This window comes from Enterobacter sp. HK-058-C-ECC (assembly GCF_047531125.1).
GTDB classification, from domain to species: Bacteria; Pseudomonadota; Gammaproteobacteria; order Enterobacterales; family Enterobacteriaceae; genus Enterobacter; species Enterobacter quasiroggenkampii.
Map to the genome: position 1 here is coordinate 1 of NZ_JBLKCH010000028.1, position 16,440 is coordinate 16,440.

The window sequence follows — 16,440 nt, forward strand, 5'->3', positions numbered from 1 at the left end:
GATCGACCTGAAGAAACAGTCGATCACCATGGGTAAAGGATGTTAAAAAGTGTTCACCATGTCCCCGAACACCTGTCTACCATGTCCCCGGACTGTACACCCCATAGGGGAGAGGGGACTGGCCGGTGCGGCCTTAAAGAATCAACTCGATCTGGTTTTTTCTCTCTCCCCTATGGGGAGAGGGGCAGGGTGAGGGGTATGGGTTTTTACTAATCCCGGCGCCTGCCACATCGACGTCGTCAGCCCGCTGTCCACCAACCCAAGCTGGTCCGCATATACCGCCTGCCATTTCTGCATCATGCCGTCGTACAGTTCGCGATGTACCGGGTTTGGCGTGAATTCGCGGCTCCATTTCACCAGCCGCTCGCCCGTCGAGGCCATATCGGCAAACAGCCCCGCGCCAACGCCTGCCGCAATGGCGCAGCCCAGTGCCGTAGCCTCTTTGACCTCCGGCACGCGCACCGGCAGGCCGGTGACGTCGCTTAAAATCTGACTCCACAGCGCACCTTTCGAGCCCCCGCCCGCAAAGACCAGGCTTTCAAACGTCACGCCGGAGAAGTGGGAAATCTGCGCCAGGTTACAGGCCGAGACGATCGCCGCGTTCTCCTCCAGGGCGCGGAACAGCGTCGCTTTATTGCATTTTTCCGGGTCGATGGAGAGGTTAATAAACGACGGCGCGGCGTGGTACCACTGCTTAAAATGCATGGCGTCGGAGAAGATTGGCATCACCCCGTGGGAGCCCGCCGGCACCCGGCTGGCCATTTCTTCCAGCAGAGAATAGGTATCCATCCCCATCCGCTCGGCAATCAGCTTTTCCTCGGCGCAGAAGGCGTCGCGGAACCAGCGCATGGTCAGCCCGGTAAAGAAGCTGATCGACTCCGCCTGCGCCATGCCGGGAATCACGTGCGGGTTCACCCGAATGTTCATGCCAGGGTCGGTGCGCACCTGCGGCAGGTTCACGACCTGCTGCCAGAAGGTCCCGCCCAGCACCGCCGTTTGTCCGGCGCGGACTACCCCCAGACCCAGACAGCCCAGCTGCACGTCGCCGCCGCCCATGACGACCGGCGTGCCTTCGCGCAGGCCGCTTTGCAGTGCGGCCTCTCGGGTGATAGCGCTCAGCACGGTGCCGGTCTCTTTTACCGGGGAGAGAATATCGGCACGCAGCCCGGCCATGTCCAGCAGCGCCGGACGCCAGTCGCGGGAGAAGAGATCCAGCATGCCGGTGGTGCCCGCGTTAGACGGGTCGACCGCCAGCTCGCCGGAGAGCTTCGCTGCCAGCCAGTCGCTGATCATGGTAATGGTGGCGGCGCTGCGGTAAATATCCGGACGATGGTGTGCCAGCCACAGCAGGCGCGGCATCGCGCTCAGCGCCAGCGTCTGGCCGGAGACGTCATACACTTCGGATTCAAAATGGTTGTCGTGGATCTCTTTGAGTTCGGCCACCTCGCGGCTGGCGCGGGCGTCAACGTTGGCGCAGGCCCAGATGGCCTCGCCGTTGCGGTCGTAAAGCACTATCCCTTCGCGCATGGAGCAGCAGGCGACGGACTGAATATCCGCCGCGCCCAGATTCGCGCGCGTCAGCGCCTGATGAATGCACTGGCAGGCCAGCCGCCAGTTGGTGTCGAGGTCGAACTCCATCGAGCCCGGCACGTTCTCCACGCTCAGGTGCTTCCACTCGGCCTGGCCGACGGCAATCTGGTTGCCCTGCAAATCGAAAATCACGGCGCGAACGCTGCCGGTCCCTGCATCTAACGCTAAAAGGTAACTCATGAGCTTGCCTCGCTGTTAGCGCAGGGCGGGCTCTCACTTGGCCAGAGCCAGCACCGCGCGGGCTGTCGTCTCCTCCGTCACCAGGCCATTGATACGGCGACCCTTCAGTGCGGCATAAATCGCATCGGCTTTCTCTTCCCCTCCGGCCACGCCAACGATGGTGGGCAGCTGCGCCAGCTCATCAAGCGAGACGCCGAGTAATTCTTTATGGATCTCCAGCTCCTCGACGCACTCCCCTTCGGCATTGAGGAAATAACCGAGAATATCGCCGACTGCGCCTTTTCGGGCGTACATCAGCTGTTCACCTTCGCTGATGTAGCCGGAGCGCAGGATCGTGGCATCACGGCGCTGGTTCACTGAACCAATACCCACCACCGCGACGTCGGCGGCGGTGGCCGCGAGGATCACGTCCCGCACGCTGGTTTCGCGTTTTAAGATCCCGGCCACCTCTGCGGAAGACACGCGAAGCGGGGCGGGGATCATGCTGACGCTGCAGGCCGCGTCCAACTGGCCGATACCGGTCATGTACGGCCCGACGCCGCCGGACAGCGTCACGAGGCGGATCTGCTGTGAGCTGATAAATCCGCTCAGGTGCTGCAGGCTGCTCATGGTGGTTTCACCGAACCCCACCGCCAGCAGCTGGCCGGGTTCCAGCACGCCCATCAGCGACTGCGCTGCGCCAATGCCCAGCCGCACGTTCATCGGCGGCGTATTTAAGGCAGGCATCACGCGCACCAGCTTCAGGCCAAAGCGCTGCTGCAGCTCGGTTTCCAGCGCCAGACAGCCCTCGTAGCGGGAGTTGATCTGCACGCGGATCACTCCGGACTGACGGCCTTTCTCCAGCAGACGGGAGATTTTTAATCGCGGCAGCCCGAGGCGTTCGCCGATATCGTTCTGGGTCAGCCCGTCGTGGTAGTAACACCAGGCCACGCGCGCCACCAGCTCCTCTTCCGCCAGCGCCAGCCCGGCAAACCGTCCTTCTTCCGCAGTGCGTTTATCGCTCATAGTTGAACTCTTATAAAAATTTAGATCATATGTTCGTAATGGCGCGAAGGGAAAGTGTGAGCCACGCGACAAAACGGATCATTTCGATCGTTTCTGGTTTATCTGAATCTCAATCGATAAAACTGTGATCCCTGCACGGTTGTAAATATAGTTCACCGTCTACGCTTTTGAACATTATTAAATCTAAAAATCATTTGTTCAATAGCGGAGCGATGATGATCTCACTTCTCGACGCGCGGAATATCAGCAAGCAGTTCTCAGGCGTGCCGGTTCTAAAAGGCATTGATTTCACGCTGCTTGCGGGCCAGGTGCACGCGCTGATGGGCGGAAACGGCGCGGGAAAATCGACGCTGATGAAGATCATCGCCGGGGTCGAGACGCCGGACGGCGGTGAACTTTCTGTCGAGGGGCAGTCATATGCGCGGCTGACGCCCGTGCAGGCGCACAGGCTCGGCATTTACCTCGTGCCGCAGGAGCCGCTGCTGTTCCCTAACCTGACGGTGCGGGAAAATATCCTGTTCCGCCTGCCGCGCGAACGCGATCGGGAAAAGCGGCTGGCGGAGAAACTTGAGCAGCTGCAGTGCCAGCTCAACCTCGACGCCGCCGCCAGCACCCTGGAAGTGGCGGATCAGCAGATGGTGGAGATCCTGCGCGGATTAATGCGCAACGCCCGGATCCTGATCCTCGACGAACCTACGGCCTCCCTCACGCCGGGCGAAACCGAACGGCTGTTTCGTCAGATCCGCGCCCTGCAGGCACTCGGCGTCGGGATCGTGTTTATCTCGCATAAGCTGCCGGAAATTCGCGTGCTGTCGAGCCACGTCTCGGTGATGCGCGACGGCGCGGTGGTGCTCAGCGGGGAAACCGCGCAGTTCGACGATAACGCCCTGATTGCCGCCATGACGCCGGTGAGCCGGGAGAAATCCCTGAGCGATACGCAAAAGCTGTGGCTGGCGCTGCCGGGCAACCGTCGCACCCAGCCGCAGGACTTTCCGGTGCTGCGGGTGGAGGATCTCACCGGGGAAGGGTTTATCGATCTCAGCCTTGAGATCTACGCCGGGGAGATCGTCGGCCTGGCAGGGCTGGTGGGATCCGGACGTACCGAGTTTGCCGAAACCCTTTACGGCCTGCGGCCGGTACGCGGGGGACGCATCTGGCTGGAGAACCAGGAGATCGCCAACGAGCCGGTGCGCTCGCGACTAAACAGAGGCCTGGTCTACCTGCCGGAAGACAGGCAGGTGTCCGGCCTGTTCCTCGACGCGCCGATCCGCTGGAACACCGTGGCGCTGAACGAGCCGTCGCTCTGGCAGCAGAGCAAGCGGGAGTCTGCGGTCGTGGAGCGCTATCACCGGGCGCTGGGGATCAAGCTCAACCATGCGGATCAAACCGTGCGCACGCTCTCCGGCGGCAACCAGCAGAAAGTGCTGCTGGCGCGCTGCCTGGAGGCCAACCCTTTGCTGCTGATCGTCGATGAACCGACGCGCGGCGTGGACGTCTCGGCGCGCGCCGACATCTACCAGCTGATCAGAAGCGTGGCGGCGCAGAACGTGGCGGTACTGATGATCTCAAGCGATCTTGATGAGTTTCCGGGCCTCGCGGACCGCGTGTTGGTGATGCACCAGGGCGTGCTCAGCGGCGAGCTGCCGCGCCATGCCGTCAGCCTCGATCGCATGATGGCGCTGGCGTTTGGAGGGCAAGCATGAAGATCTTACTGAAAAACCGCGAGCTGAGCGCGTTTCTCGCCATTCTGGCGCTGTTCGCCGTGCTGGTGGCGCTTAATCCCTCTTACTTCAGCCTGCAGACGCTGGGGATGATTTTCGCCAGCTCGCAGATCCTGATCCTGCTGGCCATCGGCGCGGCGCTGGTGATGCTGACCCGCAATATCGATGTCTCCGTGGGGTCGACCGTCGGGCTGTCCGCCATTGCCGTCGGCGTAGCGCTGAACGGCGGCTACAGCCTGCCCGTTTCCATTCTCTTCGCGCTCATGGTTGGCGCGCTGGCCGGGGCGTTCAACGGGTTGCTGGTGGTGGGGCTGCGCATCCCGGCGATCGTCGCCACCCTCGGCACGCTGGGGCTGTACCGTGGAGCGATGCTGCTCTGGACCGGCGGAAAGTGGATTGAGGGGCTGCCGCCGGGGCTGAAATCGCTCTCTGAGCCTGCGGCCATCGGCGTGTCGCCCCTTGGCATGGTGGTGTTGATTATCGTGGTCACCGGCGTGTGGACGCTGTCGCGCACCGCGTTCGGGCGTGATTTCTACGCGGTGGGGGATAACCTCGCCGCCGCGCGGCAGCTGGGCGTAGCGGTGAACCGCACCCGCATGATCGCCTTTACCCTCAACGGCATGCTGGCGGCCTGCGCCGGGATTGTCTTTGCCGCACAGATTGGCTTCGTGCCCAACCAGACCGGCAGCGGGCTGGAGATGAAGGCCATCGCCGCCTGCGTACTGGGTGGCATTTCGCTGTTGGGCGGCACGGGCACGCTGATCGGCGCGTTGCTCGGCGCGTTCTTCCTCACCCAAATCGACACCGTGCTGGTGCTGTTCAGGCTTCCTGCCTGGTGGAATGATTTTATCGCCGGGCTGGTGCTGCTGGGCGTGCTGGTGCTCGACGGGCGTCTGCGCCAGGCGCTGGCGCGGCATCAGCGGGCGCTGAAGTACGGTCGCTTCCAGCCGGGCAACAAAGGGGGAAAGCATGTCACCCCCTTTCCCAAACGCAAAAAAGAGGTGGCGTAAATGAGGCTTAACTGGGAAAGCGCGCTGCTCATTTTGCTGGTGCTGGAGATCCTGCTCTTCGGCGCCATCAACCCGCGCATGCTCGACATCAACATGCTGTTATTCAGCACCAGCGATTTTATCTGCATTGGCATCGTGGCGCTGCCGCTGACGCTGGTGATTATCAGCGGCGGGATCGACATCTCCCTCGGCTCGACCATCGGCCTGTGCGCGATTGCGCTGGGGGTGATGATGCAGGCCGGGTGGCCGATGGCGGTCGCCGTTCCGCTGACGCTGCTGCTGGGACTGCTGTGCGGGCTGGTAAACGCGGCGCTGATCCACTACACCGGCATCAGCCCGCTGGTGATCACCCTCGGCACGCTCTACCTCTACGGCGGCGGGGCGCTGCTGCTCTCCGGCATGGCGGGGGCCACGGGCTACGAGGGCATCGGCGGCTTCCCGGACAGCTTTACCGCCTTCGCTAACCTCACGGTATTTGGCCTGCCGATCCCATTGGTCTTGTTCGCGGCTATCACCGTCTTCTTCTGGCTCATTACCCACCGCGGGCGCTTTGGGCGCCATCTGTTCCTGATTGGGCAGAACCCGCGCGCGGCGCGCTATGCGGCGCTGTCGGTGAACGGCATGCCCTACGCGCTGTACGGCCTGGTGGGCGTAGCCTCCGCGATTGCCGCGCTGGTAATGGTCTCCTATTTCGGCTCCGCGCGTTCGGATCTGGGGCGCGATTTACTGATGCCCGCGCTCACCGCCGCCGTGCTCGGCGGGGCCAATATCTACGGCGGGTCAGGTTCGGTTGTCGGTACGGCGTTGGCGGCGCTGCTAGTGGGGTACCTGCAACAGGGTTTACAGATGGTCGGCATCCCCAACCAGGTGTCGAGCGCGCTGTCAGGGGCGATGCTGGTTGTGGTGGTGATGGGACGTTCGCTGAGTCTGCACCGCGAATGGGTGCGATCTCTCTTTAGAAAACTATCCGGAGCGTAAGATGAAAACAAAACTGTTCGTCCTGGCAATGGCCCTCAGCTTCGCCTCGGCGCAGGCGGCGGACCGCATTGCCTTTATCCCGAAGCTGGTGGGCGTCGGCTTCTTCACCAGCGGCGGCAACGGCGCGAAAGAGGCGGGGAAAGATCTTGGCGTGGACGTCACCTATGACGGTCCGAGCGAGCCGAGCGTCTCCGGCCAGGTGCAGCTCATCAATAACTTCGTCAACCAGGGCTATAACGCCATTATCGTCTCCGCCGTGTCGCCGGACGGGTTGTGTCCGGCGCTGAAGCGCGCGATGCAGCGCGGCGTTAAGGTTCTGACCTGGGACTCCGACACCAAACCGGAGTGTCGCAGCATCTACATCAACCAGGGGACGCCGGAACAGCTGGGTGGCCTGCTGGTGGAAATGGCGGGCAAGCAGGTCACTAAACCGAATGCCAAAGTGGCGTTCTTCTACTCCAGCCCGACCGTGACTGACCAGAACCAGTGGGTGAAAGAGGCGAAGGCCAAAATCGAGAAAGATCATCCGCAGTGGCAGGTCGTCACCACCCAGTTTGGCTATAACGACGCCACCAAATCGTTGCAGACCGCCGAGGGGATCTTAAAAGCGTATCCGGATCTGGATGCGATCATCGCCCCAGACGCCAACGCCCTGCCGGCCGCAGCGCAGGCGGCGGAAAACCTGAAGCGGGAAGGGGTGGCGATTGTCGGCTTCAGCACGCCAAACGTGATGCGCCCATACGTTGAGCGCGGCACGGTGAAGGCCTTTGGCCTGTGGGATGTGGTGCAACAGGGCAAAATTGCGGTCAATGTCGCCGATCGTTTGCTGAAAAAAGGCGATCTTAACGTCGGCGACAGCGTGGACGTAAAAAACATCGGGGCGCTGAAGGTCGAGCCGAACAGCGTGCAGGGCTACCAGTATGAGGCGAAGGGCAACGGCATCGTGCTGCTGCCGGAGCGGGTGGTGTTCACCAAAGAGAACATCAGCAAATACGATTTCTGACGGGGGAGCAAATGGCTGATTTAGACGATATCAAAGACGGTAAGGATTTTGGCATCGGCACGCCGCAGCAGAATGTGCCGTTCACGCTGAAGGGCTGCGGCTCGCTGGACTGGGGCATGCAGTCCCGCCTGGCACGCATCTTTAACCCGCAGAGCAACCGTACGGTGATGCTGGCCTTTGACCATGGCTACTTTCAGGGGCCGACCACCGGCCTTGAGCGTATCGATCTCTCCATTGCGCCGCTGTTTGGTGAAACCGACGTGCTGATGTGTACCCGCGGCATCCTCAGGAGCCAGGTGCCTGCTGCGACCAATAAACCGGTCGTGCTGCGCGCCTCCGGCGGTAACTCAATCCTGGGGGAACTGTCCAACGAGTGCGTGGCGGTGGCGATGGAAGATGCCCTGCGCCTGAACGTCTGCGCGGTGGCGGCGCAGGTCTATATCGGCAGCGAGTTTGAGCATCAGTCGATTAATAACATCATCAAGCTGGTGGACGCGGGGGCGCGCTACGGCATGCCGACGCTGGCGGTGACGGGCGTGGGGAAAGAGATGGCGCGTGACGCGCGCTATTTCTCGCTGGCCAGCCGCATCGCCGCCGAAATGGGGGCGCAGTTCGTCAAAACCTACTACGTGGATGAAGGCTTTGAAAAAGTGACCGCCAGCTGCCCGGTGCCGATAGTCATTGCCGGGGGCAAAAAGCTGCCGGAGCACGAGGCGCTGGAGATGTGCTGGCGGGCGATTGACCAGGGCGCGTCGGGCGTGGACATGGGGCGCAACATCTTCCAGTCCAGCGCGCCGCTCGCCATGCTGAAGGCGGTGAAAAAAGTGGTTCACGAGAACTGGAATGCCCGCGATGCGTTCCAGTTCTGGCAGGAAGAGAAACAGGGAGAAGCAAAATGAACGTGACGCTGGTGGAGATCAACATTAAGCCCGAGCGGGTAGACGAGTTTCTGGAGGTGTTTCGCGCCAACCACGAAGGCGCAATCAAGGAGCCGGGGAACCTGCGCTTTGACGTGCTGCAGGACCCACGCGTGAAAACCCGGTTCTTTATCTACGAGGCCTACAAAGACGAAGAGGCGGTGCTGGCGCATAAGCAAACGCCACACTATCTGGCGTGCGTGGATAAACTTGAGGAGCTGATGTCGGAGCCGCGTAAAAAGCGCAGCTTCGTCGGGCTGTTGCCGGAGTAACCTCGTGTCCGATGACGTGCTTTTGCGCGTCATCGGAAAGAAAAGCGTTCGGGCTATCCTTTGGCTTTCTGAATCGCCATGATTAATGCATCAGCAGAAACATTGCCGGACATAACGCTAATGCGCTGAATGACAGGATCTTTTTCCTGAGGCAAAACGACAAACGCTGGCATGTTGGTAAAACCGATCTGCTTCACTAGCGTCACGTTTTCCTGTAATGCTTTGTTTGCCGACCCGGCTGAAGGCAATTTTTTAAAGATAAAACGCACATCCGGATTGGCATGGATAAGCTCTTGTGTGATGTTGCAGTTCACACAGTTTTCCTCCACGAAAGCCACCACGGCGGCTTTTGCGTCAACGGGGCCGACGACGGGATCGCCGGCGGCAAGTAACCGATCGCGATGGATCACGGCATTTTGCACCATGGCTTGCTGCTGGGCTATTTGTTGGCGCTGGCGAAGGCTTTCGCCCGCCGCAATTAAAAACTCAGGATGCTCGGCAAGATAGGTCGAGACTATTTCCCCTATTTTTTCAGGGTGTGCAGCGAAATAGGCTTCTGCCGCTTTTCCAGTTTGCTCGATCTGCTGGGGCGTGGCGGGCTCTGCCTGCGTTGCGGTGGAGAAAACAAGTGCCGCAGCAAGGGGGACTGAGAGGCGACAAAGGACGGTAGGGACTTTCATACTATTATTCCGTAAAAAGAGTAAGAACTGGACTACGACAAAAGTGTTTGCATTCGAACAGGCATAATGCGGCCATAGTCATTAATCGTTTGCCAGCGTACCTGGCACAGCGCGGCGTCTTTACAGCCTTCGAGCTCGCGCTTGCTAAAAGGGGCGACAACGCCGCCGTCGGGTATGTTCTTCCCCCCGAGGCTGAGCTGATAAAGCGTGATGTAAAAAGGCGTCGGGTTATACACGACGACCTTACTTTTGCTTCGCGACCAGCGTAGAGCCTGATAAGCATCATCAGGATTACCGGTGAGCCCCGCGGGGCGATAAAAAAGTTTAAAGCGTGAACGCACTGCAGTCTGAACGCCTGCGGAGTGCTTGTTCGCAGAAGGAATGGCCGAAACGCTTAACGTGAACAGCGTTTCGCGATCTTCAGGTATGACGCCTCCCGTAAATATCAGGCGAACCGTATTTTCACCTTCAGGATGCAATGAAAACAGTTGTGGCGTGGCGACAAATGCCGATTGCAATCCGGGCGGGGTTTCAGAGCCTGCCCAGAGGCCGCCTGGCTCGACTTTGGTGTAGATCAGGTAAGAATCATCAGAAGGGTTACGGACAGAAAAACTGATTGATTTCTCTCGTTCCGGATAGACAAAACGTGTTCCACCGATCGTGACCCCAGCCCTTGCCTGGGGCACGGTCATCGAGAATAAAAAGAGAAGCAGCATCATCGCCGGGAATAAACGTTCACGCATAATTAAGAATAAATGTCGTCGTCGCATTTGCCGTCCCCGTGGTGACGGTACTGGCAGTGGCAATGTAGCGGGCGTAAAAATGCAGAATAGCGTCGCTTTGATGAGGGATAATCAAGACGTCCTGGCTTTTACTTCCGATGGAAATCAGCGATTTGTCCTGATTGTAAATACCTACACCGATGCCCGTCGCATAGCCTTCACCGCCGATGAGCGTGAGCAAATCGGGGTTTACTGTGTCGGGTGTGCCATCAAAGGTAATACTGACGGAGCCTTCTGTTCCGGCACAGTTTTCCACATTAATGGCAAACGGGTGATAATCGGCCCCCATACCCGGTTGGGTGAAGTAGAGGCTTTGAACGCTGTCCATTGGGACCGTCAGCGTCTGTGAGTCAGGCGCGATAGTGCACGTCTTTTTATGGATAACGCCAGTGATATAAATTGTACCGTCGTGCGCCAGTGTACATTCAGAAAACAATGCCACCAGAAAAAGCGCGGTGAATATCATTGTTATTTTTTTTTTTCATTTCCGCATCCTACTGATAGAGCAAATCAAAATACATAATGGCCGTTGCATTCCCAGGCGTAACCGCTGGCAGAGTGGATTTATACCGTAAATTAAACGTCAGGCTATTATCGCCTTGCTTTAACGGATAGATTGCTGATTCCACATTATTTATCTTGATTGGATTCAGTTCGGCATTGAGAAGCTCCACGCCAACGCCGGTCGCCATTTCGGTGGCCGTGCCTTTACCCGTGTCGCTCAGGGCTAACAGATCGGGATTATTGCTATCGGGCGTACCGCTGAACCAGACTTTTGTTCCCTGGATGGCACGTGAACAATTATTCAGGTCGATGGTAAACGCTTTTTCTGGCGACGTTTTTCCAGGCACTGGAAATTCCGATGCGTCAAAGTCGCCCAAATCAACAGTTTGTTCTTTACTGTTCACATCAACATCACAGGACTCACCAATAATGGTGCCGAATATCTGGAGGTTAATTGACGCGCCATCATCCGCATAGGTGACCGGCATTCCGGAAAACAGCATCGCCAGCGGGAAAAAATAAACGATTTTCATTATTCACCCCTTACGCAAAATCGATACGTAAACATGCCAGAGCAGTGAAAACACCTTCTGCTGGAGCATTGCCTGTGGTGCTGATAGGGTAGGTTTTTAACGTTACATCGGCATGGCCCGTATCATCAGTAATAAAATCAGCGACACTGGAGGTGTCGTTAGGGATCATGACGGTGCCATTTTCGTTGGTTACCACGACGCCAACATCTTTATTATCGGTTGCAAGCGCCTGACTAACGTGCGTGTCTGCTGTTGCCACCAGTCGAAGCGTGAGATGCGCGGGTGATATCACGTCCGCATTACATTCGACAGGAACGTTAAAGGTTTTTACCGGCGCGTTATACGGCTTCTCACCGACGGTCGTGAAGGAAGAACTGTTTAGTTTTCCCAGGTCAACAGTGATCACCTGCCCCGCATTAATGACGCAGTTTTGCGGCACGGTTACGGCGCCGTTGTACGTAATTTGATAAACAATAGTATTCAGCGGGTCAGTGTTCGTTGTTGTAACATAAACATTGAACATCACTTTATTGGGGATGATGACCGTACCAATAAAAGGTTTGACAATCTTTATTCTGAATACCAGATTGGAATCATATACAGGGAAAGGTTCGTTAAGATCTTCTTGATCCACCCTCCAGTCTTTCCCCATATGGATATAATCCCCAGGGGGATAATAATCACCAATATCTGAATCGGTAATGCGCATCGCGCCCGCGATATAGGTTGGATCGAGGCTCATATATTTCCACTGATCTTCTGTGAAGATGACCGGAAAGGGGCTTCGGTATGAACGATAGGTTCGAGAATCCCCATCAGGATGTAACGCGCATATGGCTTCAACGCCCACATCCTGTGATTTAATCAATTCAACAGCCTTTCCCTGCTGGTTTTCTTCTTTGGTCAACGTCGTTGTCAGATCGTAATTTACAACCGTAATGCTATTTGAAAAGTTATGGCAGATCACCGCCAGGCTTTTCGCTGACGTGACAAGACTCAGTAATAAAATAAAAATACGTAATTTCACCTATCGGCACTCCGCTTTTAAACGCACGAGGGACTGCTTTGTTTCAGTTAGCTTATAGATCGCAATACATTTTTTATCGCGGGTGTCGCCCCATTGCGCCGTCAGGGTGCCTGTTGAGCCCAGCCCTGACAGATAAGCTTCGCCGTTCTCGCCTACAATCGTGTCTCCCCCTTCATCACTGCGCGTGACAATGGCACCAAAGGGCACCGGTTGACCGTTATGAATTAATGAGATCATGGCACGATTGCCGGAGCGGGCTTTGAAGGTCGCGCGTACAAGGGCACCCTGGGTGGGAACAACCTGGGTAACGGCCTCGTCAATGTCCAGGTCGTCGCTCAGGGAGTTGGTATTCAGCGCCATACGGTTACGGTGGTATGCGCTGGCGTACGGCACAACGGCATAGCCTCGCCAGTCAGTGTGGATCCCGGGTCCGTCTTCAACCTTAACGTTGCTTGCGCCAGGCGCTGCGATCAGGACATTGGTATCGCCCAACGGCTGGCTCAAGGTAATGCCATTGCGGTGGGCGACAATACCGCCGCTGAGGCCATAGTTTATCTGTTGGTAGTCGCCGTTATTACTGTAGTTGTACCCCAGGTTCGCATTTCCGTAGGCGCTATCATATTCCGCGCTGACGCTACCGCTGGCACCGGCATGCTGATTTTGATAACCCTGCTGAACGCTGTAGCTCAGGTTATTATCCTCAAGCAGCGTTCCGTTAACGCCCGCTGTGTTGGTGACCCTACCATTATCATCGGCGCTCATGCCGTAAGTGGTATAAATGCTGTTTAAACGTTTGGTCACGTCTCCACCCGGGTGGAGCCAGAGATTAAGTGGGAATGAGAGCGTTAACGAATAAATGCGATCGCTGTTGCTCATGCCTGGCGCTTTATTGTAGTTATACGTCAGGTTATAGCTCACGCCTGCTGCCGTTCCGCTATAGCCTAGCTGCAGAAGCGTGTTTTTTTCATCGGTATGCCAGTAGGTTTGCTGACTGCCGTTGAGGAAAATCGACCCGGCCTGACCCAATTGCTGGGAAATATTGGCCTGTAACTTACCGCGTTTGGTGTAGTAGAGATTGTAATAATCAGTCCACACGGGCTCATGGTCTTCGGTGCCGTTATTCGGATCGTCCTGGCCGATGTACCCTTTCATTTGCTTATAGGTGGTTTCATCCAGCGTATAAAAACCGGATGTTGAGTAGCGATAACCTAACAGCTGAAAGTTGGTTCCAACGTTGTTCAGCGATTTTGCATATAAAAAACGTATTGATTGCCCGCTGTGTGAGCTACCGTCGCTCAGTTCGCTTTGGGCATGGGTGAAATCGGCCGAGACGGCACCAAAGTTACCCAGGTTCACGCCGGAACCGGCGGCAAAGGCGGCGTATTTTTCCGTCAGCTGAGAACCGCCATAAACCGTAAACCCTTTGGGTAAACCCCAGATGAGCGTCCCCTGGACAAAGTTCACGTCTTCTTGCTGATCGCTGCTACTGCGATAACGGGCAACGGTAGCGGAATATTTTACGCTACCTTCACGCTGTAAAACCGGAACCGCAGAATAGGGCACGGAGTAACTGTTGATCGTACCGTCAGATTCTTTTACCTCGACATTCAAATCGCCGCTGGATGAGGTGGGGTAAAGATCGGTAATCGCAAATGCGCCTGGCGGGACATAGCTTTGATAAATGGTGTAACCGTTTTGTTTAACCGTCACCTGCGCATTGGATTTCGCGATCCCGCGAATGGTGGGTGCAAAACCCTTCATGCTATCCGGCAGCATGTTTTCATCCGAATTGATCTGCACTCCCCGAAACGGCAGGCTATCGAAAATATCCGACGTTGTGTAATTTTCACCGATTGTGAGCTTGCTCTTCAGTGGGATAACGGCACGTTCGACGTAGGTTTTAATGTGTTGCCAGTCTGTGTAGGTCTCTGAACCGCTGCTGCTGTAGTTCCATGTGGAAAAATCCCGCAGTCGCCAGGGACCCAGGTTAAACCCGCTGTTCATTCCTAAAAAGTAGCTGTCGGTTGTCGAACCATGATCGCCGCTATTACGGCTGTGTGAACCCGTAAAGTCGTAATTCAGCAACAGGGCATTGATCCCTTCATCCCATTGTTCTGGAGGAATATAACCACGTGCGTTATTACGCAGCGCAGCTTGTGGGATGCTGATATCCAGGCGTTGCCGTTCAAAATCAAAAAGGGTGCTGGCCGCAGGGATGGCAGAAGGTAAGTCCGCACACTGGCTCTCTTTTTCGTCTTTCAAGCCTGGAAATGCATCGACATTAACGCCCATTGCATCCAGTGATTTGAGCGATAAACAGGGCGCGAGCCCCGTGTCATCATCTGTGGGTTTCGACACCTTACGAATATTAAAGGTGATGTCGCGCGTGGCGATAAAATTGTCATTCAGCCAGACGTCTACGCGGTAAACTCCGGGGGCCTGACCTGAAGTACTAAAACGGGATAAATCCGCAACCGCAGCAGGATCGCTTGAGAGGAAGGCAGGGTTGAAATAATAGTTTGCATCCGCGCTAACGGATGATAAGGCACCGAGCATGGCCAGTGTGAGAGGGGCCAAACGATGAATGACAATCCTTGTCTGATACTTACGACACTTCATTTTTCCTGCCTGCTTCAACGCGCTATGTTCGTGTTTTTTCGGGAACGTTATGCTCCAGGGCATGACTGAACAGGTGTGGTAGCACCAAAATCATTAACCGTCTGGAAACTCACCTGGCTCCCGCTTCCTGCCGGGAGGTCAATGACCAGACTGTTCATGGGCGAAACCATTGTGTTTGTTAATTTCGCGCTTCCGACTTTGAGTTGAACCAGAGAAACGTAATAAGGCGATGGGTTTTTGATGGTCAGTTTGCCGTTAGCCAGCGCGCAACGCAGCGTCTTTGGCGCATCAATGGACGGCGTCGGTAACTTTTTAGGACGAATAAAAAGCTTAATGACGCTTTGGGTGGCAATCTGCAGCGTATTTCCCTGCAACTTGCTTTTATCGACCGCCGGGATGGCTTTACTGTTGAAAAAAAAGACGCTTTCTCTGTCCGTAGGCAGATCCGGTCCAGCGTACATTATTCGCACAGTGTTTTCTTTTTTTGGATGCATCACAAAAAGTGGGGGAGTAACAATAAAATCCTGAGATTTAGACTGGTCAGCATTTGCTACCCAGGATTGCACTAAAAAGGCATTGTTCTCGGAAGTATTCGTAACAGGCAATGAAATCTGCTTATCACCCTGCGGATAAATGATTCGCGTTGCGCCAAGGCCGATACCACCAGCGTGAGCCATAGTCAGCATTGAAGCGGCTAATAAGAAAGAATGAGTAATCAGCTGGCTGATAAAAGTTGCTGGAGTAATTCGTGTCATTTATATTTCACTTTCTTAAATATATAACTGAATACACAGGACACCGTATTTCGTTTAATCCTCTGTATTCAATACATATAAAAATGCGTGTTTACATTGAAAAAACCTCCTTCACACCGGGGCGTGAAGGAGGTTCAACAACCTTCCGTCCAGATCAGGAATAAACCATCTGGAAAGTTGCCGTAGACGCTACGTTACCCGGTGTTGCCGCGCCAGTCGCGATATAGTCAACGCTCAGTGGAATGATATTTTCACCGTTAATCAGACCGATCGCTGAAGACGTGGTTCCCAGGTCAAGTTTTTTACCGTCAGGGCCAAACAGTTGCAGAGCAACGTTCAGCGCAGATCCTGCACCCGCTGTATTCGCCATCGCACCCGGCTGAGTGGCATCCTGCTGGGCGTTAAAAATGACGGCTGCATTTTGACTCACGGACGTGTCGCAGTCTTCCAGCTTGATGTGGAAATCTTCTTTCTGATTGGCCAGCATTCCGCTTTCAGTCAGTTTTACGGTACGAACCTGGCTAAGAATTACGGTCTGGTCGACGGAGTCTGCAGCGACTGAACACGCTGCATTCACAACCTGACCTACGAAGTTAACACTACCGCCACTTACCGTTGTGCTTTCCGCTTGTGCATTCATGGTTACAGCGCTTGCCATTGTGGCAGCAACAACCATTGCTAAGACATGCTTTTTCATACAAATCCTTTTAAATAAACAGTTCTCTGTCAAGTTGAAACAAAATTGTAAATACCTGAATCAAATAATGCTGGTTTAAAAAGCCTTGATACACAGCATTATACAGTAAATATGTTTCGCACATTCTCATGATGTTTTGGGGAATTATTTTATGCGCTGATAAATAT

Annotated in this window: 16 protein-coding genes; 6 read left to right on the forward strand and 10 right to left on the reverse strand. The window is 55.8% G+C overall.

Annotation, left to right across the window (positions count from 1 at the left end):
- Window positions 1-141: 141 nt before the first annotated feature.
- Window positions 142-1,770 carry an autoinducer-2 kinase gene (gene lsrK / locus ACMWJS_RS22695; RefSeq protein WP_414747617.1) on the reverse strand — a complete coding sequence of 543 codons (1,629 nt, stop codon included), beginning with the start codon at window positions 1,768-1,770 and terminating at the stop codon, window positions 142-144.
- A gap of 33 nt (window positions 1,771-1,803) precedes the next feature.
- Entirely contained in the window at window positions 1,804-2,775 is a 972-nt protein-coding gene (gene lsrR / locus ACMWJS_RS22700) for a transcriptional regulator LsrR (protein WP_003862617.1), read from the reverse strand.
- A gap of 215 nt (window positions 2,776-2,990) precedes the next feature.
- On the opposite strand from lsrR, the gene lsrA reads away from it, so the two are divergent.
- Genes lsrA through lsrG form a run of 6 tightly spaced genes read left to right on the forward strand, consistent with a single transcriptional unit; the run spans window position 2,991 to window position 8,676 of the window.
- Window positions 2,991-4,478, forward strand: a complete 1,488-nt coding sequence (gene lsrA / locus ACMWJS_RS22705; protein WP_414747624.1) for an autoinducer 2 ABC transporter ATP-binding protein LsrA — start codon at window positions 2,991-2,993, stop codon at window positions 4,476-4,478.
- Complete coding sequence (lsrC, locus tag ACMWJS_RS22710; protein WP_414747618.1) at window positions 4,475-5,506, forward strand: autoinducer 2 ABC transporter permease LsrC; 1,032 nt, start codon at window positions 4,475-4,477, stop codon at window positions 5,504-5,506. Before lsrA ends, lsrC begins: the two co-directional genes overlap by 4 nt.
- On the forward strand, window positions 5,507-6,484 hold the full coding sequence (gene lsrD / locus ACMWJS_RS22715; protein ID WP_414747619.1) for an autoinducer 2 ABC transporter permease LsrD: 978 nt from the start codon (window positions 5,507-5,509) through the stop codon (window positions 6,482-6,484).
- Window position 6,485: 1 nt separating this feature from the next.
- The gene (gene lsrB / locus ACMWJS_RS22720) at window positions 6,486-7,487 is read left to right on the forward strand and encodes an autoinducer 2 ABC transporter substrate-binding protein LsrB (protein WP_414747620.1); all 1,002 of its coding nucleotides are present in this window, start codon (window positions 6,486-6,488) and stop codon (window positions 7,485-7,487) included.
- An 11-nt stretch (window positions 7,488-7,498) separates the two neighbouring features.
- A complete protein-coding gene (gene lsrF / locus ACMWJS_RS22725) occupies window positions 7,499-8,386 on the forward strand; it encodes a 3-hydroxy-5-phosphonooxypentane-2,4-dione thiolase (RefSeq protein ID WP_032653516.1) in 888 nt (295 codons plus the stop codon).
- The gene (lsrG, locus tag ACMWJS_RS22730) at window positions 8,383-8,676 is read left to right on the forward strand and encodes a (4S)-4-hydroxy-5-phosphonooxypentane-2,3-dione isomerase (protein ID WP_003862606.1); all 294 of its coding nucleotides are present in this window, start codon (window positions 8,383-8,385) and stop codon (window positions 8,674-8,676) included. Before lsrF ends, lsrG begins: the two co-directional genes overlap by 4 nt.
- A 53-nt stretch (window positions 8,677-8,729) precedes the next feature.
- Here lsrG and ACMWJS_RS22735 read toward each other — a convergent pair whose 3' ends face one another.
- From ACMWJS_RS22735 to ACMWJS_RS22770, 8 genes are all read right to left on the reverse strand, one after another.
- Window positions 8,730-9,356 (reverse strand): hypothetical protein, encoded by a 627-nt coding sequence (locus tag ACMWJS_RS22735; protein ID WP_414747621.1) that lies wholly within the window; start codon window positions 9,354-9,356, stop codon window positions 8,730-8,732.
- Between the two features lie 32 nt (window positions 9,357-9,388).
- Window positions 9,389-10,126: a molecular chaperone gene (locus ACMWJS_RS22740; protein ID WP_414747622.1), complete on the reverse strand. Its 738-nt coding sequence runs from the start codon at window positions 10,124-10,126 to the stop codon at window positions 9,389-9,391.
- Window positions 10,092-10,604 carry a fimbrial protein gene (locus ACMWJS_RS22745; protein WP_045910166.1) on the reverse strand — a complete coding sequence of 171 codons (513 nt, stop codon included), beginning with the start codon at window positions 10,602-10,604 and terminating at the stop codon, window positions 10,092-10,094. The genes ACMWJS_RS22740 and ACMWJS_RS22745 overlap by 35 nt, the downstream gene beginning before the upstream one ends.
- A gap of 28 nt (window positions 10,605-10,632) precedes the next feature.
- The gene (locus ACMWJS_RS22750) at window positions 10,633-11,175 is read right to left on the reverse strand and encodes a fimbrial protein (protein WP_414747623.1); all 543 of its coding nucleotides are present in this window, start codon (window positions 11,173-11,175) and stop codon (window positions 10,633-10,635) included.
- Window positions 11,176-11,185: 10 nt separating this feature from the next.
- On the reverse strand, window positions 11,186-12,202 hold the full coding sequence (locus ACMWJS_RS22755; RefSeq protein ID WP_262751677.1) for a fimbrial protein: 1,017 nt from the start codon (window positions 12,200-12,202) through the stop codon (window positions 11,186-11,188).
- Window positions 12,203-14,821 carry a fimbrial biogenesis usher protein gene (locus ACMWJS_RS22760; protein ID WP_262751679.1) on the reverse strand — a complete coding sequence of 873 codons (2,619 nt, stop codon included), beginning with the start codon at window positions 14,819-14,821 and terminating at the stop codon, window positions 12,203-12,205.
- Between the two features lie 47 nt (window positions 14,822-14,868).
- A complete protein-coding gene (locus tag ACMWJS_RS22765; protein WP_048028923.1) occupies window positions 14,869-15,576 on the reverse strand; it encodes a fimbria/pilus periplasmic chaperone in 708 nt (235 codons plus the stop codon).
- Between the two features lie 154 nt (window positions 15,577-15,730).
- Entirely contained in the window at window positions 15,731-16,273 is a 543-nt protein-coding gene (locus ACMWJS_RS22770) for a fimbrial protein BcfA (protein ID WP_167213349.1), read from the reverse strand.
- Window positions 16,274-16,440: the final 167 nt, after the last annotated feature.